The sequence below is a fragment of the Bacillus sp. AFS023182 genome (assembly GCF_002560575.1).
Classification (GTDB): domain Bacteria; phylum Bacillota; class Bacilli; order Bacillales; family Bacillaceae_G; genus Bacillus_A; species Bacillus_A arachidis.
This window is the reverse complement of sequence record NZ_NTRO01000018.1, coordinates 13,205-31,199: the sequence shown is the minus strand read 5'-3', so window position 1 is coordinate 31,199 and position 17,995 is coordinate 13,205. Positions and strand designations below refer to the sequence as shown.

The window sequence follows — 17,995 nt, the reverse complement described above, 5'->3', positions numbered from 1 at the left end:
AGAAAATAAAATAATGACTAATCAGAAAATTTAGATTAAAATAACTCTTCTGATATAGAGAAAATATATTTTATTTACTATTACAATATAACATATTGAGAATAAAAATACAAAATGAAATAATGTGACACTTCAATGAAATTAAAAAACAGCTCCCAAGAAGGGGAGCTGCTTTAGAAGAATGTTATTTTACAAATCGTTTTTCAATATCATCTAGCATTAAGTTTGCTGCCATTACACCGCCAGCTGTATTCCAAATGACATCGTCAACTTTATATACTTTCCCATTTTTAGAAGCATTTAAGTTTTTGAATAGAGGATCATTGATATATTCTTTCTCTAATTCAGAACCTTTTTTCTCATTACCTTTATCATATGTGAAGTAGAAGATGATATCACCATCCATTGCAGGGATGCGCTCTTTAGATACATTGCGTTCTGCAAAGTCATTTTTGTTTTGATCACCAGGACGTTTGAAACCAAGTTCTTTTAAAATAACACCAGAGAATGTATCTCCGTGATAAATACGAACATCACCAGGCATAAAGCGCACCATAGAAATTTCTTGATTTACTTTATCACCAAGTTTGCCTTTTAAGTCTTTGATACGTTTGTCGTAATCAGCTAATACTTTTTGACCTTCTTTTTCTTTATTTACTGCTTTTGCATAAAGTTTAAAGTTATCTTTCCATTCACCGCGTAGTGTTTCTGAGAAAACAGTAGGAGCAATGCCTTTTAATTGCTCGTATATTTTTTCGTGACGCAGTTTGTTACCAATGATTAAGTCGGGTTTTAAAGAAGCAATTGCTTCTACATTGGGTTGAAGCTCGGTACCGACAGTTTTTACATCTTTCAGTTTATCTTTCGTATGTGGATACCATGGGTTACCGGTAGGTGATTCAGCAGCACCGACTGGTGTTATACCAAGGGTAAGTAAAGCTTCGGTTCCTTCATTTGTTAAAATAACGATACGCTTTGGATTAGCAGGAACTTCTGTTTTACCCATTGCATGTTCTACAGTAATCATTTCTTTCTTTTCTTCTTTTTTAGGCTCAGCCTTGTTATCAGATTTCCCACATGCCCCTAAAAGGAGTGAAAATGATAACACGAATACAAATAATACAAATGATTTTTGTTTGATGAAATTCATTATGTATCCCCCTAAATATTGAGAATAATTTTCATTAGCAAGCTTGATGTTAAGGGTTTATAAATAGATTGTCAATAGATTTAATTGAAAATAATTATTACTATCATTGACAATGCGAATTAAGTTACAATAGACTAACAACGTATCATTATACATTGAAGGAGAAACGCTGCATGTTATTAAAAACAAATCAAGCAAAATGGGTTGGATTATTTGTTGGAATCATTGGAGTTATTGCTTGTATTTGGGGAAGTATTATTTTTGGATATACAAATACAAGTGGGAAATTAGCACTTGATGCTTTTTTTCATTTTAATGGTTCGAATGAACATATTATTATTCAAAATGTACGTCTTCCAAGGGCGTTAATTGCTGCTAGTGTTGGTGCTAGTTTAGCTATCGCTGGTTGCTTAATGCAAACTTTAACTAAGAATCCACTTGCTGCTCCAGATTTTATTGGATTAAACTCAGGTGCTGCCTTTTTCATTGTTGTAGCAATTGTTGTTTTTTCGATAACATCTTTGTCAGCGTTTACCTGGATTGCCTTTTTAGGTACAGCGGTTGCCGCTGCACTTGTATTCGCATCTAGTTCCTTAGGGAAAGAAGGGACAACCCCACTTAAGTTGACTTTGGCGGGGGTAGCAATTAGTGCTTTATTCTCGTCTTTAACACAAGGTTTGCTCGTATTAAACGAGCAAGCATTAGAAGAAGTACTATTTTGGTTAGCTGGTTCTGTACAAGGGAGAAAGTTAGAAATGTTACAGTCTGTATTTCCTTATTTATTAATAGGATGGATCGCTTCTCTGCTAATGGCAGGAAAAGTAAATACATTAATGATGGGAGAAGATGTTGCGAAAGGATTGGGGCAACGAACTGTTTGGATGAAATCTTTGGTACTACTCATTATTGTTTTACTGTCTGGCGGCTCAGTTGCTGTTGCAGGTCCAATTGGCTTTATTGGAATTATTATCCCTCATTTTGCAAGAGCTCTTGTCGGTGTAGATCATCGTTGGAGAGTTCCATATAGTGGGTTGTTAGGTGCCATTTTGTTATTACTTGCAGATATTGCTGCAAGATATGTCATTATGCCACAAGAAGTTCCAGTAGGGGTTATGACAGCATTTATTGGTGCACCATTCTTTATTTATATTGCACGTAAGAGAGGGCTTAGCAAATGAAGAAGTATATTCCGTTTCGTATAGGAAAAGACGGCCTCTCGTTTTTAATGTATAAACGAGTTTTTCTCGTCTTGTCAGGTTTATTAATTGTTTTAATCGGATTATTTTTCGCAAGCGCGGGTATGGGGGAGATGAAAATAGCCCCATATGATGTATGGCAAGCAATTACCGGGAACGGTGATGCAATGTCTAATATGGTCGTAAATAAGTTCCGTATGCCGCGTATTTTAATTGCAATTCTTGTAGGGATAGCTCTTGCTGTAGCTGGTTGTATTTTACAAGGGCTCGTTCGAAATCCACTTGCGTCTCCTGATATTATTGGGATTACGGGGGGGGCAAGTGTAGCAGTTGTCCTATTTCTTGCTTTATTTAGTGATAAAAATAATGCATTAACGGTAAGTATTCATTATATGCCACTGGCAGCCTTTATTGGGGCAACCATCGTTGCACTTTGTGTATATTTATTTGCATGGAGAAATGATGGGTTGTCGCCAATTAGCCTTGTTTTAATTGGTGTTGGATTTTGGGCATTAACGAAGGCAGCTACGACTTTATTTATGTTGTTAGCACCTATTTATCAAGCGAGTCAAGCAAACGTGTGGATTACTGGTACTGTTTACGGTTCATCATGGCAAAATGTAGGGGTGCTAGCACCTTGGGTTCTTATTTTAACAGTGATTGCATTTATATCGGCGAGACATTTAAATGCCCAAGAACTTGGTGATGATATCGCGACTGGACTTGGTATTCGTTTAACGAAATCAAGATTCTTCCTTTTGCTCCTTAGTACAGCGTTAATTGGAGGAGCGGTTGCTTTTGCTGGTGGGATTGGCTTTGTCGGTTTAATGGCACCCCATATTTCAAGAAGATTAGTTGGTTCTTTATATGGTGCGTTACTTCCCGTAGCAGCTATTGTAGGTGCTATTTTAGTACTTGCTGCTGATTTAATTGGCCGTACAGTTTTTGCCCCGCTTGAAATTCCAGCAGGTGTATTTACATCAGCAATTGGTGCTCCGTATTTTATTTATTTACTTTATAAAAGTCGAAATTCATAAAGGTAAAAAGTACATAGATGGCTTTCTATCTATTAAAAAACGGAGTAAAGGGAGATGAACATGCAAAAAGCATTAGAGACGAAATCGTTAACATTGTCTTATGGTGAAACAATTATTATTAATGAATTAAATTTAGAGATCCCAAAAGGGAAAATTACGATTTTTATCGGTTCTAACGGCTGTGGGAAATCAACTTTATTACGCTCGCTTGCTCGTTTATTAAAACCGACATCCGGCGATATTTTATTAGAGGATAATGCGATTCAAAATATGCAAACAAAGCAAATTGCTCGCCAAATGGCAATTTTACCACAAGGGCCTCAAGCTCCAGAAGGACTTACTGTACTGCAACTTGTGAAACAAGGGCGTTATCCATATCAAACATGGCTCAAGCAATGGTCAGAAAAAGATGAAGAAATGGTACAAAAAGCACTTGCAGCAACAGGTATGACTGAATTTGCTGAGCGTGATGTTCACGCACTTTCAGGTGGACAACGTCAGCGCGCTTGGATTGCAATGACACTTGCACAAGATACAGATATTATTCTGTTAGATGAGCCAACAACATACTTGGATATGACACACCAAATTGAAGTGTTAGATTTATTATTTGAATTAAATGAAACAGAGCAAAGAACAATTGTTATGGTACTACATGATTTAAACTTAGCATGTCGCTATGCTGATAATATTGTAGCCATTCAAGACAAACAAATTTATGCACAAGGCAAACCAGAAGAAATTGTCGATTGTAAGCTAGTTCGTGATGTATTCCGTATGGATTGTCAAATTACAACAGATCCTTTATTTGGAACACCGCTATGTATTCCACAGGGAAGAGGAAGATGTTTGCTTCCGCAGAAAGGGCGAGTGGTGAAATAAAAAAGCGATGAAAATTCATCGCTTTTTTATTTTTTACAAGAAAACAAGAGAAAGAGGGGAATACGCAATCTGCGCTTATATTCTTCTTCATTTTGGAAATGTTTTCGCTTTGGTGTTGCTTCTTGTAAGTCTGTAATTGTAAATCCAGCTTGTTGTAAGAGGGTGAAGTACTGTTCAGTAGTACGATGGTATTTGATTACCTCTTGGTCAATCCACGGTTCTGTACGTTTCCCAATTTTAAAATAATCATCAATAAGCCAGCTTGTACGTTTCCCACTACTTTGTAAGCTCTCAAAGGAAGAGGTAATAACGGGATGTTGTACACTAAAGGTGAAAATTCCATCTGTTTTTAAAGTTTGATAGACGTTTTGAAAAATAATATCAAGATGCTCAATATAGTGCAGGGCGAGTCTAGATGTAACGAGATCAAAAGTAGAAGAGGGGTATGTATAGTCTTTGAGGTTCGTGAAATGGACAGTGCCATTTACGTTTTCGAGTTGTTTGATAGCTTCTGTATACATAAGGTAAGAGCCTTCAATACCAGTGTAAGATAGGCAGCCTTTTTGCAATAATTCTATACCAAATTTAGCATCACCGCATCCTAAGTCAAGAATGTTCTTTCCTTTCATGTCCCCGATGAGCTGTAATAAAGCTGGCTTTTCCATTGCTTCATTTGGATTGTCTTTTCGATATCTGCGCTTCATGTACTGTTCAAAAAAAGAGTCATTATTATATACTTCAGATTCTGTAAATGCCATTTTCTCAGCTCCTAAAAACATTTTTTTTATTCTATCAAACAATTGAAGTAAATCATAGATTTCTTGTATGTAATCCTATATAATTAAAAGTTGTAAGCGTTTTCTCCAAGCTATTTTTCTATAATAAATTCTGAAAACGTGTTAAGCTAGTATTGGAATTATTGGAATTGTTAAGATAATGATTCGCTTACATGAACGATGGGGAGGCTTCACGATGTCTAGTAAAACACTTGCAAACTTTTTAGAAGAAAATTTAGAGGATTTAAAAGCAAAAGGGCTTTATAACGTAATTGATCCGCTGGAAAGTCCAAATGGACCGATCATTACAATTGGCGGGAAAGAATATATTAACTTATCTTCAAATAACTATCTTGGTTTAGCAACAGATAATCGTCTGCAAGAAGCAGCAATTGGTGCGATTCATAAGTATGGCGTTGGTGCAGGAGCGGTTCGTACAATTAACGGTACTCTTGATTTGCATATCAAATTAGAAGAAACAATTGCGAAATTTAAACATACAGAAGCAGCAATTGCATATCAATCAGGATTTAACTGTAATATGGCAGCGATTTCAGCTGTTATGGATAAAAATGATGCAATTCTCTCTGATGAATTAAACCATGCGTCTATTATTGACGGTAGTCGTTTATCAAAAGCAAAAATTATTGTGTATAAACATTCTGATATGGAAGATTTACGTAAAAAAGCAACCGAGGCGAAGGAATCGGGGCTTTATAATAAATTAATGGTTATCACAGATGGTGTGTTCTCAATGGATGGTGATGTTGCGAAACTACCAGAAATTGTTGAGATTGCAGAGGAACTAGATTTAATGACATATGTTGATGATGCACATGGTTCAGGTGTACTTGGAAAAGGTGCAGGTACTGTAAAACATTTCGGTCTTTCTGATAAAGTAGATTTCCAAATTGGTACATTATCAAAAGCGATTGGTGTAGTCGGTGGATATGTAGCAGGAAAACAAAACTTAATTGATTGGCTAAAAGTTCGTTCACGTCCATTCTTATTCTCAACAGCGCTAACGCCAGCAGATGCAGCAGCTTGTATGAGATCGATTGAGATTTTAATGGAAAGTACGGAATTACATGATCGCTTATGGGAAAATGGTCGTTATTTAAAACAAGGTTTAAAAGAACTTGGATTCAATATTGGCGAAAGTGAAACACCAATTACACCTTGTATCATCGGCGATGAAGTATTAACACAAGAATTTAGTAAACGTCTAAATGAAGAAGGCGTATATGCAAAATCTATTGTGTTCCCGACTGTAGCAAAAGGGACAGGTCGTGTTCGTAATATGCCAACAGCAGCTCATACGAAAGAAATGCTGGATGAAGCGATTCGTACGTATGAAAAAGTGGGTAAAGAAATGGGAATCATTTAACACAATTACACATCTTTTGAAAGCTTGCAAATGAGGAGTGGAGAAAATGAAAAAAATTCTAGTAACCGGTTCTTTAGGACAAATTGGTTCTGAGCTTGTGATGAAACTTCGTGATGTATACGGCGCATCAAACATTATTGCAACAGATATTCGTGAAACGGACAGTGAAGTGGTAAAGTCTGGTCCATTTGAAACATTAGATGTAACTGATGGTCAAAAACTACACGACATTGCGAAACGTAATGAAGTGGATACAATTATTCATTTAGCAGCTTTACTTTCAGCAACTGCAGAAAAAAATCCGCTATTCGCTTGGAATTTAAATATGGGTGGACTTGTAAATGCATTAGAAGCAGCACGTGAACTAGACTGTAAATTTTTCACGCCAAGTTCTATTGGCGCATTTGGTCCAACAACGCCAAAAGATAATACACCACAAGATACAATCCAACGCCCTACTACGATGTATGGAGTAAACAAAGTAGCAGGAGAATTATTATGTGATTATTATCATCAAAAATTTGGCGTTGATACGCGCGGTGTACGTTTCCCAGGCTTAATTTCTTATGTAGCTCCTCCAGGAGGCGGTACAACTGATTATGCAGTTGAAATTTATTATGAAGCAATTAAAAAAGGTACCTACACCTCTTACATTGCGGAAGGCACCTACATGGATATGATGTATATGCCAGATGCACTGCAAGCAATTGTTTCTTTAATGGAAGCAGAGCCAAGTAAGTTAATACACCGTAACGCTTTTAATATTACTGCAATGAGTTTCGAGCCAGAGCAAATCGCAGCAGCAATCCGTAAGCATATTCCGACGTTTACAATAGATTACGCTGTAGATCCAGCTCGTCAAACAATCGCAAACAGCTGGCCGAATTCAATCGATGCAACCGCAGCGAAAGAAGAGTGGGGCTTTAAAGCGGAGTATGATTTAGATAAAATGACAGCTGATATGCTGGCGAAATTAAAAAAAAAGTTAACAGCTGAGTTAGTGCTTAGTTAATGAAAAAAGAGTCGATTCAATTCTTTGAATCGGCTCTTTTTTTCAACATACTTAAACTTAGTCTGAGGAAGAAATAAGTTTTCTCGTTATATAGATTTTACCTTATTCGTATCTACACTTCTTGGTTCGGTGCTAGCCTCAGGATATTGCTGCTTTGTTTCTTCATAAGGTTTTTCATATTCGTAACTAAATGCCTTATGTGTTTTTTGATCATCCTCCCAAGGAGACGATTTTCCTAACTTTCTGTTAGTGGAGGAACCGTAAGGCCCATCAGGAAACTCTTCGGGAATGACAAATTCATGTCTTGCTTCAGCAACTGTAACATCCGTATATTGTTCATCCTTTTTTGGGGACAAATGAAACATCCTTTCAAATATATTTGATAGTAGACTTCTTCCTTAATATACCCAAAAAGATTTCTATGAATTTTTCATTATTCAGAAAGAGGGATAAGGAAGATACGTGGGGAACAGGCTGATAATTAGTAGGGGATGAAGAAAACACCACTGATTAAAGTTTCACTTTATCGGAAATTGAATCAGGATTAGATATGTAAAAAGTACAATAGGGGGAAACACATATGAAAAGAGTCGATGTTGTATATGCACTTATTTATAATAAGGCACGAGATCAAGTATTAATGGTACATAATGTAGAACAAGATGTTTGGTCATTGCCAGGAGGCGCAGTGGAAAAAGAAGAAACATTAGAAGCTGCAGCTGTAAGAGAGGCAAAGGAAGAAACCGGTTTAACTGTAGAGATACAGGGGATTGCAGCAATAAACGAAAAGTTTTTTACTGACGTAGGCAACCATGCATTGTTGATTACTTTTCACGCCAATGTGATAGATGGGGATATTGATGTACAGGATGTGGATGAAATTTCGGCAATAGAATGGGTTGATATGAAAGCGGCAAACGAGCGGTTTCCATATTATGATGGGGGAATTGAATCGTTATTAAAAACATCTATTCCATATAAATTTCAAAAAGAAACAAAATAGTAAATGGAATTTTATCGGCAATTCGAAAGGAGAACATCGACTGCTCAACAAATAACGACTAAAAAACAGGGCCCATATAGGACCCTGTTTGCTATTCAATCGTCTTCAGTAATAATTTCTTCAATAACGGCTTAATCTTCAATCGTAAATCTTCAGCATGATTGGCAACTAGGAAATGATGATTGTAAATATTTTTCATTAACTGATATGTCGCTTCTTTCGCTTCGCCTTCTTCGATAAAGATACCGATAACTTCCATACCGCTTTTACGAGCGAGTTTAACAGCTTCATGTGTGTCTAAAATACCATCTTGTTGGTAGTCTAAAGCAGATGGTTCACCGTCTGTAAATACGAGTAGGAACTTATGTTTCTCTGGTCTTTTTGCAAGTTTTTCTGAAACGATACGGATAATGTAACCGTCACGATTGTCTTCTTCTTCGCGAAGTTGCATAATCTCAGGTCCAACGTTTGGAAGGGTTGAATTCTTGTATGTTACTACTTCATGAATCACGTTTGGTTTATCTTCTGGTGTCGCACTAGAAGCATCTTCCCAAAATCCGCTAATTGCATGTGGAATTTTCAATGACTTTAACGCTTCATGGAACAGAACAACACTTTTTTTCGTTTCTTCCATTTTGTTATACATAGAGCCCGAGCAGTCTACTAATAGCTGAAAGGCAACATCAAGCTCTTGTGATTCCTGCCCTTTTTTATAAAACATCCGCGGTTGCTTTTCTGTATAAATACGAAGGAATTTTTTACGAAGTCTTCCGTAATATTTATCACTATTTGCGTTGGTTTTATTTTCGATCGTCTTCTCAATGATTTTCTTTAACTCTTTTACATCTTTATTAATGACTGATTTGATCGCTTGATAATCTTTTTTATCATCAGGATTTGGCTTGCGTGCTTCTTTAAATGTATGAGAGGCACCGACGTTATATTTACCGTATATGCCTTCATTTTGACTAGAAGCGTGTGAAGCTTTCGCATCTTGCGCATCTGCCTGATCGAAGTTTGATTGCGTACTTTTTTGAGAAGTCCCCTGTACAGAACCAAGTGCTTGATCGCCATCTTCTGATTCACGAGCAGTATCACCCATCATATTTGTTTTTGTTCCGCTTTCTAATTCAAAGCGTAAAAAGTTCTCGTTTTCGTTATTTTTATTTTCACGATGCCATGTCGAGAAGCTTTCATTAATTTTATTTTTATTCTCATCATCTACGATTTGAGTATCATCATTTGCTAAATCTTCGACGCGCCCATCTTTTTCTTCGGCAATAACAGATAAATATAGCGGTGCGTGTCCAAAGTAGTTGTTAATCATATCATTTTCAAGAAAACCTTCTAAGCGATAGCGAATTTTTTCAATGATATACATTGTATCTTCTGTATTACGAGCTTGAAATGTTTCATGTAAAATAGCTTCAATTTGCTCAAAATATTCGTTGTGAAACATTTCGTATTTATCGCTTGTTAAAGAAAGATAGCATAGACAAAATAGACGGTCTCCATGATAGTTACGAACACGGTTGATTTCATTTTGTGAACCGAAGTAATTACGGTACATCTCTTTACGTCTTTTAAAAATGTGTTTTGTACCAGGACGTAAGTTTTTGACAATTTCCTCTACGCGTAAATCTTCTAACAGAACAAATAATTGTGTTAAAAATTTTTTAAGAGGAGAATCTTGCAATTCAATTGCATAAGAACGAATGAGCTTCATGTCTGAGTAATGTTTATTACCAAGTGCCTTTAAAAACACTTCGCTTTTTAAGCCGATTACCATATCCTCTTCTTTACGATCATCCCAAAAGTGACTGATGACAACTTTCTTTTCGATTTCGTCGTAATATGCCTTATAGCCATACTCTAAGTAAGCATCATCTTCTTTTAGAAGAGCATACATTAAATTTTCCATTTGAAGAAACAGCGACGCATCAATTTTTTTGTCACTAAAAATTTGTCTCATGAATTATCCCTCAAAGAAATAGCTTTCTGCTAATTCACGGACAGTCATTTGTTCTGTTTCATCATTTAATTTTGCAATAATGCTTCGCTCAATTGCACGTATAACAGGAATATATACACCTAAGTCACATGCGTCAATAATACCACGAATACTTGCTGCTTCTTCACTTACGCGTCCGTCACGGGCAAGTGGCATGAGGTCACTTGCGAATGCAACAAACTTTTCAATTGTTGCAATGTCTTTCAATTTTGATTCAGATAATAATAGTTGTTTTAATGTATTACCTTGAATATAAGGAACTTCAATGATAACAAATCGATTTTTTAATGCTTCATTTAGTTCGCTTGTTCCAACGTAACCTTCGTTGATTGCAGCGATTACACGGTATTCTTCATCACCATATACAACTTGTTGTGTAAATGGGTTTGTGATCATTTTACGGTAATCTAATGCACCATGAAGAAGAGGAAGTGTTTCCGGTTTTGCCATATTAATTTCATCGATATATAGGAAGTGTCCATTTTTCATCGCTTTCATAAGAGGACCATCAACGAAGGAAACTTCAGATGCTCCGTCTTTTGTTTTTAAAGTATTATATCCTAAAATACCCTCGACATCTAAATCGACAGAACAGTTAATACTGTGCATTGGTTTTTGGAATAAGGAAGATAGCGTTTCTGCAAGAACGGTTTTTCCACTTCCAGTTGGTCCTTTTAATAAAATATTTTTGCCAAGCAGAAGGGCTGTAATTGCATCTTCAATAATGCTGTTATCCGATGCTTTGTACATTTTTGTTCCGATTAAATGTGCATTTTCACCAACTACTTGTTTATTTTTTTCGTGAATTGTTGCTAATTGCTGTTTTAAATCAGCATGTATATGAAATTGTTCTAACATGTATTTCCCACCTAACATTATTTTCATAAAGTAAACAATACATCTTATGATAACTTGTTTTAATATGGTATGCAAAGAAAAGGAGAGGGGAGAAGAGTACGACATTATAAAAGAAAAAAGTAACCAAATTTACTTTGATTACTTTTTTCATATTTATAGTAAAGGGGAAATTAGACGCATTAGAGATTCTAGTATTCGTTTTTTAATACTTCTTTTTTGGAATGACTTCCATCTAATTTCAGTGGAATGGTTAAAATCTTCTTCAAAATCATGTTTAATATCAAGAACTGTTTTGGATTCATAAAGTACGCTAATGATTTCATAATTTAGTTCAAAGCTGCGGACATCCATATTTGCCGTGCCAATTGTTGCAATTGTATCATCAACGAGTACAATTTTAGCGTGCATAAAACCATCTTTATAGCTGTAAATTGAAGCTCCTGCTTTTAGGAGTGGTGTAAAGTATGATTGAGATGCTTGATCACTAATGATACTATCACTTTTACCCGGATATAGAATGCGGACATCTATTCCAGCCAGTGCACTTAAACGAAGTAATGTTAATGTTTCTTGATCAGGAATGAAGTAGGGTGTCGCAATCCAAATTGATTTCTTAGCAGAAGCTATAACAGCAAGTAACGTATTGCGAATGCTTGTATCATCTGAACTTGGTCCACTTGCTACAATTTGAACAGCACCTTCTGCATCAGAAATTTCTTTGCCAGGAAAGTATTTTGTATTCATAAATTGATCCCAAGAATATGTATTTAAACCACTAGAGGCATAGAGCCAATCCTCAAGAAATATTGCTTGTAATTTGTACAATGCTTTCCCATCTATTCGTAAGTGACTGTCACGCCAAATTGGGAATTTTTTAGAACGACCAAGATACTCATCACCAACGTTGAGTCCGCCGGTAAAACCAATTTCTCCGTCGATAATGATGATTTTACGATGGTTACGATAATTGACTGTTTCAAGTAGCCACGCTGAGAATATAGGATCGAATTCCACAATTTCAATTCCAGCATCTTTCATAGGCTGTAAGAAGCGTTTTCGCAACGTATTGCTTCCGAGTCCATCATAAAGGAAGCGTACAATTACACCGGAATTTGCTTTTTTTATTAAAGCGTCTCGAATTTGTGTACCAATTTCATCAGCTCGATAAATGTAGTATTGAATATGTATATGGTGCTTCGCCTGTTCAATCGCTTGTAAAATTTCTGGAAATGTTTGTTCACCGTTAGTTAAAAGTTTTGTGGTTGTTGCATCGGCAACAGGGCCGCCTCCAAATTTTTGCACCACTTTTGTTAAATGTGTTGAGTGTTCACTTAGGGAAGATATGGCTAATATATCTTCACGTCTGCCTTCTAATATTTCACGGAACAATTTTCGCTGCTCTTCTGAACGGTGGAGATGTTTTTTTCTTCTCCAGCGACTGCGGCCAAAAATAGAGTATAGAAGTACACCGATAATAGGGAGAAGAGCCAATACTAAAAACCATGCTAATGTGCTTTGTGGGGAACGATTTTCAATGAAAATTACGAAAGAAATTCCGATAATTGTAATAGACCATAAAGCACCAATAAAAGTATATAGTGAAATATTGGATGTATCTAAAAGGAAAAGCACAATCGATATAATGATAAATACAAACAATAACTGAACGATGGGTTTTTTCATCTGTATAAATTTCACCTATTCTTTCTTAAATATATGCTTCTTATATGGAAGCAGTCTTCTAACATTTCTATTATAAACGTTTTATTTTTTTGTACCAACATAGATATTTTGCTCATGCCTTCCACATTTGTCCCACATAGCGTATATTATTACGTTTTTATATGAAAAGGAGTTTGAATGATATGCATAGAATCAGTCGTCCATTTGGTTGATATGGCTATCCATACTATTCATATAGCCCATATTGATGGAAGGAGGAGAGTGAGGACTACTTATAATTTCTATATTTGTCAGGTTTATGGTAGTGAATAATTAGAACAAAGGGAGATGAAGATAAAATGAATGAGATGCGGAACCATAGTGGACATCACCATAATCACCACGGAGGTCACAATCATGGAGGTTATCATCACCATAATCACCACGGAGGCCATAATCACGGAGGCTATCATCACCATGGCGGCGGTAGTAGTTGGGGATGGGGAGGAGGCACATTTGCCCCAGTTGGAAGTTTTGCGGGCGGGATGCTAGGCGGACTAACAGCTGGAGCATTAACGAGCGGCGGAGGCTATTATCCGGCGCCGTATCCAGCACCATATCCAATGCCGGTCCCTACACCATACCCAACAACATATCCAATGCCGTATCCAACACAATATCCATATGGGGGTTATTAATAAATAAGTGATAAAAAACAGACTATTGTAATCTGTTTTTTAGTAGTTAAGGCAATCGTGCGTATAGCTAATCTAATTCGTAAGTAAGCGGAACTTTAGATGCGACTGATTAAAAAAAGCTGTTAACTAACAACTTATTTTTTAGATAAATTGTAGTTAACAGCTTTTGGGATTAGCTAATTTTCGTATTTTGTTGCTTTGCCATGGATGATGCTGAATTTTTCATAAGAATTGGGTAAAGAATGAGTCCTAATATAAATAATCCAATGCCTAAGAAAAATGTTTTCAGATCAGCTGTTCCTGTTTTAATTACCCAAATAGAGTATCCGAGTGCAAGTACGGTAATGATTCCATCTTTTATTCGAGAGCCTGGTGTTATATCGTATGTTTCTCCTGTAACAACAAGTTTTAATTGGTATAGAGTGGAAACAAGGTATGGAATTAAATAAGCTAAAGTTGCAACAACAATGGCAAAATTATAAGCTTCTGAAACCGTGCCAGATATTGTTGAGAACAGGAAAATTTGCGTCATAATATTTGTAACAAGCAATGATTTTGACGGACTGCCTTTTTTGTTTGTTTTTCCAAAGAATTTTGGGAAAAGTCCGTTCTTTGCTGCTTGATAAGGAACTTCTGAACTTACAACAATCCAGCCAACGGTAGATCCGAATAATGATACAAGTGCAAGCAGTGCCATGATGTAAGCACCTTTATTACCGATTGCTAGGTTTAAAGCATCTACTAACGGTTTTTGAGAATCTTTTAAAGCATCTTGCGGAAGGGCACCCATTGTTAGTAAAGTAATTGACATGTAAATAAGAAGGGCAATGATTAACCCGAAAATTGTTGCCTTTTTCACATCACGCTGAGACTTTGCACGGTTGGATAGCATAACTGCTGATTCAATCCCTATAAATGCCCAAAGTGTTGCAATGGCAGCAGCATTTACTTGACCACCTAATGGAATTGCCTTTCCAGCCTCGTTCATAAATGTTTGCCCATCGCCAAAATTAGAAGCATTAAAAATAAATAGTGTGATGACAATGAACATTGTAAATCCGATAATTTTTGCGATTGTTGCAAGTAGGTTCATGTTACCTGCACGATCAATATTTTGAGAAAGAATATATTGAATGCCCCATAGCATAATGCTACATACAGCAAATGTTAATCCTTTTCCGAGTTCTAATGAAAATCCGTTTAGCGAAAAAAGAACTTGCTTACTTTGTAAAACTGGGAAGAATGTAGATAGGTATCCTGCAAATGAAATAATAACAGAAGCAGTTGCAGCCCAGTTAGCAGCCCAGTATCCCCATGCCATACTATATCCAGCAACCTTACCGGCCTTTTGCGAGGTGAACATTGCTTGTGCATAACTTTGTGGACCAGCTTTTAATTCCGGTTTACGAACTGCAAGGTTACCAAATACAAGAGCAATCATAAATACACCAAGTCCTGTAATTGTCCATGCAAGTGTTGATCCCATTGGTCCTGATACTTGCGCTAAATTCGATGGAAGCATAAATACGCCGCCTCCAACCATATTTCCAACAACAAATGCTGTTAAAATCCATAAACCCCATTTTTTCGTTTCCATGTTTGGCTATCTCCTTTGTAGTAGTTTTGCTTATTCATCATCTTTTTACTAACGTTTTTTGAAAATAAAAAAGAGCCATGTAGATAAAAAATACCTACATGGCTCTTTTTGCCTAACGTAGGTACAACGGGAATAACCCTTGTACCTACGCGTAATTTTTCCGCTAGGTTTCAAGGGTTAAGTATGATGATGATGTTTTTGTGCAAATGTAACTACAGTTGTATTCATAAGCATAGTTCTTTGCTCCCTTTCTCCTCTGATTTTGAAGTTAGTATACTACATGTTTTTTGGAATGAAAAGAGAAATCTGAAAAAAATTATAAAAATGCGCATTGGTGACTAAATATTTATATAGATATTTCTTGTGCTGGAAAATAAGTAAGAGATTGGCATGAATTTCTGTCATGCTATAATACAAGTAGAAATAGAAGGTGACGAGGGGTTATTCAAAATGATGAGTAAGTATGAACAGATTTATACGGAGATAAGTGATTCAATTGATAATCGCAAGTTAACAGAGGGGTGCAAAATCCCATCTGAAACAGAATTGATGAAGCAGTATGAAGCGAGCCGTGGGACGGTAAGAAAAGCTGTTGATTTATTGCAGGAACGTGGATACGTACAGAAAATACATGGTAAAGGTGTTTTTGTTTTAAAACGAAAAAACATTGAATTTAACTTTGGAGGTATTGTGAGTTTTCAGGAGGAAAATGAACGATTAGGGCGCCAATGTATAACAAATGTAGTAGAGATGGAGAAAATCTTAGCGACGAAAGAGCTAGCAAAATTATTGAATGTAAAAACGAGAACGAAGATAGATCATATTAAACGTGTTCGAAATATTGACGGAGAAAAGGTAATCTTAGATGTGAATTATTTTGTATCTGAACATATTCCAGAGTTAACAAAGGAAATAGCTGAGAAATCGATTTATAAATATATTGAGAAAGAATTAGGATTACATATTAGTTATTCACAGCGTGTTATTGAAGTGCAACCTTGTACAGATGACGATAGAAAGTATTTAGATTTAAATGGAACTGACTATGTTGTTGTTGTGAAAAATTTTACGCATCTTTATGATGGTAGTCAATTTGAATATACAGAATCACGTCACCGACTTGATATTTTTCATTTTTCTGATGTGGCGCGGAGAAAATAAAAAGATGAAACCGTACAGTGTTTCATCTTTTTTTGTATATTTTGAGAACAAATAAAAAATACATATTAACTCGTATNNATACGAGTTAATATGTATTTGTAAACGGTATCAAAAAAAGAAAAGAGGGACGGAGTATGGGGAAGGATTATCGTAAGACAGCAGAACAAGTGTTGCAATATATCGGTGGGAAAGAAAATATTGACCAAGCAGCGCATTGTGTAACGAGATTACGTATTGCACTGAAGGATGAAAGTAAAATAGATAACGATAAATTACAAGCGGTTTCATTAGTGAAAGGTGTATTTCATAACGCTGGTGTATTTCAAATTGTTATTGGCCCAGGAGATGTAGATCGAGTATACGCAGAATTGATAACGCTTGCAGGTATGGAGGAATCGACAGTAGCGGATGTAAAGGATTCGGGGAATCAAAAATTAAATCCAATGCAAAAGTTTGTCAAAATATTTTCTGATGTATTTATGCCGATTTTACCAGCAATTGTTACAGCTGGTTTATTGATGGGTGTTAATAATTTATTAGGCGCTAAGGATTTATTTTTTGATGGAAAGAACTTATTGGAGGTATATCCAAACTTAGGTGGACTATGGGATTTAATTAATATGATGGCGAATACGGCATTCGTATTTTTACCAGCACTTGTTGGTTGGTCAGCGACGAAACGGTTTGGCGGCAGCCCGATACTGGGTATTGTTATGGGGTTAATGCTTGTACATCCTGATTTATTAAATGCATGGAATTATGGAAAAGCAGCAGCAGGCCTAGATGGACAAAAAATAGAGTACTTCAATATTTTAGGATTATTCCAAATTGAAAAAGTAGGTTACCAAGGACAAATTTTACCGATATTAGTAGCGGCATTTGTTTTAAGTAAAGTTGAGATTTTTCTTAAGAAACGTGTACCAAATGCGATTCAATTATTAGTTGTTCCGATTACAACAATTGTTGTAACTGGTGTATTAGCGTTAGGAGTTATTGGCCCAGTTACACGTCATATCGGTGATTTATTAACAGCTGGCTTAGTTGGCGTATATGAAACAGTTCCTGTACTTGGCGCAGTATTATTTGGCGCATTGTATGCACCGTTAGTTATTACGGGTATGCATCATATGTTTATTGCAATTGATTTACAGTTAATCGCGCAAAATGGTGGCACATTTATTTGGCCAATGATTGCACTTTCTAACCTCGCACAAGGTAGTGCAGCGCTTGCAATGTTTTGGATTTCTAAAAATCAAAATGATAAAAGTATGGCGTCAACATCGGCGATTTCAGCATACTTCGGTATTACAGAGCCAGCGATGTTTGGGGTGAATTTAAGAAATAAATTTCCGTTTTATGCAGCTATTACAGGATCGGCAGTTGCAGCAGTATTTATCACGTTAAATGGGGTATTAGCACCAGCAATTGGAATTGGCGGATTACCAGCATTTATTTCTATCATTCCGAAATCGATTCCAATGTTTGTGGTTGGTATGGTAATTGCGATAGTGATTCCATTTGTTTTAACATGGTTATTTGGAAAACGAGTAAAACAGAAGTAGGAG

General features: G+C 36.2%; 16 protein-coding genes. 9 read left to right on the top strand and 7 right to left on the bottom strand.

Annotation, left to right across the window (positions count from 1 at the left end; translation table 11 throughout):
• Positions 1-184 precede the first annotated feature (184 nt).
• Positions 185-1,150, bottom strand: coding sequence for an ABC transporter substrate-binding protein (locus CN288_RS08170; RefSeq protein ID WP_026593918.1), 966 nt, complete (start codon positions 1,148-1,150; stop codon positions 185-187).
• Between the two features lie 173 nt (positions 1,151-1,323).
• Here CN288_RS08170 and CN288_RS08165 point away from each other — a divergent pair, with 173 nt between their 5' ends.
• The 3 genes from CN288_RS08165 to CN288_RS08155 are packed head-to-tail and all read left to right on the top strand — an operon-like array spanning position 1,324 to position 4,265.
• Positions 1,324-2,328 (top strand): FecCD family ABC transporter permease, encoded by a 1,005-nt coding sequence (locus tag CN288_RS08165; RefSeq protein ID WP_026593917.1) that lies wholly within the window; start codon positions 1,324-1,326, stop codon positions 2,326-2,328.
• The gene (locus CN288_RS08160) at positions 2,325-3,383 is read left to right on the top strand and encodes a FecCD family ABC transporter permease (RefSeq protein WP_026593916.1); all 1,059 of its coding nucleotides are present in this window, start codon (positions 2,325-2,327) and stop codon (positions 3,381-3,383) included. Before CN288_RS08165 ends, CN288_RS08160 begins: the two co-directional genes overlap by 4 nt.
• Positions 3,384-3,437: 54 nt before the next feature.
• The gene (locus CN288_RS08155) at positions 3,438-4,265 is read left to right on the top strand and encodes an ABC transporter ATP-binding protein (protein ID WP_026593915.1); all 828 of its coding nucleotides are present in this window, start codon (positions 3,438-3,440) and stop codon (positions 4,263-4,265) included.
• 26 nt (positions 4,266-4,291) lie between these two features.
• On the opposite strand, the gene CN288_RS08150 is transcribed toward CN288_RS08155, so the two are convergent.
• A complete protein-coding gene (locus CN288_RS08150; protein WP_090692891.1) occupies positions 4,292-5,023 on the bottom strand; it encodes a class I SAM-dependent methyltransferase in 732 nt (243 codons plus the stop codon).
• Between the two features lie 214 nt (positions 5,024-5,237).
• On the opposite strand from CN288_RS08150, the gene CN288_RS08145 reads away from it, so the two are divergent.
• Complete coding sequence (locus CN288_RS08145; protein ID WP_026593913.1) at positions 5,238-6,428, top strand: glycine C-acetyltransferase; 1,191 nt, start codon at positions 5,238-5,240, stop codon at positions 6,426-6,428.
• Positions 6,429-6,474: 46 nt separating this feature from the next.
• On the top strand, positions 6,475-7,440 hold the full coding sequence (locus CN288_RS08140) for an L-threonine 3-dehydrogenase (protein ID WP_090692889.1): 966 nt from the start codon (positions 6,475-6,477) through the stop codon (positions 7,438-7,440).
• Positions 7,441-7,526: 86 nt separating this feature from the next.
• On the opposite strand, the gene CN288_RS08135 is transcribed toward CN288_RS08140, so the two are convergent.
• Complete coding sequence (locus CN288_RS08135) at positions 7,527-7,805, bottom strand: hypothetical protein (protein WP_035415677.1); 279 nt, start codon at positions 7,803-7,805, stop codon at positions 7,527-7,529.
• 215 nt (positions 7,806-8,020) lie between these two features.
• Between CN288_RS08135 and CN288_RS08130 the strand changes: the two genes are divergently transcribed.
• Positions 8,021-8,443 carry an NUDIX hydrolase gene (locus tag CN288_RS08130; RefSeq protein WP_090692885.1) on the top strand — a complete coding sequence of 141 codons (423 nt, stop codon included), beginning with the start codon at positions 8,021-8,023 and terminating at the stop codon, positions 8,441-8,443.
• A gap of 91 nt (positions 8,444-8,534) precedes the next feature.
• Here the strand turns inward: CN288_RS08130 and CN288_RS08125 are convergent, their stop codons facing one another.
• The 3 genes from CN288_RS08125 to CN288_RS08115 form a co-directional block, all read right to left on the bottom strand.
• Positions 8,535-10,415, bottom strand: a complete 1,881-nt coding sequence (locus tag CN288_RS08125; RefSeq protein WP_090692882.1) for a vWA domain-containing protein — start codon at positions 10,413-10,415, stop codon at positions 8,535-8,537.
• Between the two features lie 3 nt (positions 10,416-10,418).
• The gene (locus tag CN288_RS08120; protein ID WP_026593908.1) at positions 10,419-11,312 is read right to left on the bottom strand and encodes an ATP-binding protein; all 894 of its coding nucleotides are present in this window, start codon (positions 11,310-11,312) and stop codon (positions 10,419-10,421) included.
• 153 nt (positions 11,313-11,465) lie between these two features.
• Positions 11,466-12,995: a cardiolipin synthase gene (locus tag CN288_RS08115; RefSeq protein ID WP_098302096.1), complete on the bottom strand. Its 1,530-nt coding sequence runs from the start codon at positions 12,993-12,995 to the stop codon at positions 11,466-11,468.
• Between the two features lie 338 nt (positions 12,996-13,333).
• Between CN288_RS08115 and CN288_RS08110 the strand changes: the two genes are divergently transcribed.
• Positions 13,334-13,672 carry a hypothetical protein gene (locus CN288_RS08110; RefSeq protein WP_098302095.1) on the top strand — a complete coding sequence of 113 codons (339 nt, stop codon included), beginning with the start codon at positions 13,334-13,336 and terminating at the stop codon, positions 13,670-13,672.
• Positions 13,673-13,844: 172 nt separating this feature from the next.
• On the opposite strand, the gene CN288_RS08105 is transcribed toward CN288_RS08110, so the two are convergent.
• Positions 13,845-15,269 (bottom strand): amino acid permease, encoded by a 1,425-nt coding sequence (locus tag CN288_RS08105; protein ID WP_090692873.1) that lies wholly within the window; start codon positions 15,267-15,269, stop codon positions 13,845-13,847.
• Positions 15,270-15,719: 450 nt separating this feature from the next.
• Between CN288_RS08105 and treR the strand changes: the two genes are divergently transcribed.
• Together treR and treP are read left to right on the top strand one after the other, a co-directional pair.
• Entirely contained in the window at positions 15,720-16,430 is a 711-nt protein-coding gene (gene treR, locus CN288_RS08100; protein WP_026593904.1) for a trehalose operon repressor, read from the top strand.
• A 134-nt stretch (positions 16,431-16,564) separates the two neighbouring features.
• A complete protein-coding gene (gene treP / locus CN288_RS08095) occupies positions 16,565-17,992 on the top strand; it encodes a PTS system trehalose-specific EIIBC component (RefSeq protein WP_098302094.1) in 1,428 nt (475 codons plus the stop codon).
• Positions 17,993-17,995 lie beyond the last annotated feature (3 nt).

What these genes read in the sequence shown, in the direction of transcription:
- CN288_RS08135 (WP_035415677.1), bottom strand. Translation starts at nt 7,805, where the DNA reads ATGTTTCATTTGTCCCCAAAAAAGGATGAACAATATACGGATGTTACA.
- CN288_RS08165 (WP_026593917.1), top strand. Translation starts at nt 1,324, where the DNA reads ATGTTATTAAAAACAAATCAAGCAAAATGGGTTGGATTATTTGTTGGA.
- CN288_RS08130 (WP_090692885.1), top strand. Translation starts at nt 8,021, where the DNA reads ATGAAAAGAGTCGATGTTGTATATGCACTTATTTATAATAAGGCACGA.
- CN288_RS08115 (WP_098302096.1), bottom strand. Translation starts at nt 12,995, where the DNA reads ATGAAAAAACCCATCGTTCAGTTATTGTTTGTATTTATCATTATATCG.
- CN288_RS08145 (WP_026593913.1), top strand. Translation starts at nt 5,238, where the DNA reads ATGTCTAGTAAAACACTTGCAAACTTTTTAGAAGAAAATTTAGAGGAT.
- CN288_RS08105 (WP_090692873.1), bottom strand. Translation starts at nt 15,269, where the DNA reads ATGGAAACGAAAAAATGGGGTTTATGGATTTTAACAGCATTTGTTGTT.
- treP (WP_098302094.1), top strand. Translation starts at nt 16,565, where the DNA reads ATGGGGAAGGATTATCGTAAGACAGCAGAACAAGTGTTGCAATATATC.
- CN288_RS08140 (WP_090692889.1), top strand. Translation starts at nt 6,475, where the DNA reads ATGAAAAAAATTCTAGTAACCGGTTCTTTAGGACAAATTGGTTCTGAG.
- treR (WP_026593904.1), top strand. Translation starts at nt 15,720, where the DNA reads ATGATGAGTAAGTATGAACAGATTTATACGGAGATAAGTGATTCAATT.
- CN288_RS08155 (WP_026593915.1), top strand. Translation starts at nt 3,438, where the DNA reads ATGAACATGCAAAAAGCATTAGAGACGAAATCGTTAACATTGTCTTAT.
- CN288_RS08170 (WP_026593918.1), bottom strand. Translation starts at nt 1,150, where the DNA reads ATGAATTTCATCAAACAAAAATCATTTGTATTATTTGTATTCGTGTTA.
- CN288_RS08150 (WP_090692891.1), bottom strand. Translation starts at nt 5,023, where the DNA reads ATGGCATTTACAGAATCTGAAGTATATAATAATGACTCTTTTTTTGAA.
- CN288_RS08125 (WP_090692882.1), bottom strand. Translation starts at nt 10,415, where the DNA reads ATGAGACAAATTTTTAGTGACAAAAAAATTGATGCGTCGCTGTTTCTT.
- CN288_RS08160 (WP_026593916.1), top strand. Translation starts at nt 2,325, where the DNA reads ATGAAGAAGTATATTCCGTTTCGTATAGGAAAAGACGGCCTCTCGTTT.
- CN288_RS08120 (WP_026593908.1), bottom strand. Translation starts at nt 11,312, where the DNA reads ATGTTAGAACAATTTCATATACATGCTGATTTAAAACAGCAATTAGCA.
- CN288_RS08110 (WP_098302095.1), top strand. Translation starts at nt 13,334, where the DNA reads ATGAATGAGATGCGGAACCATAGTGGACATCACCATAATCACCACGGA.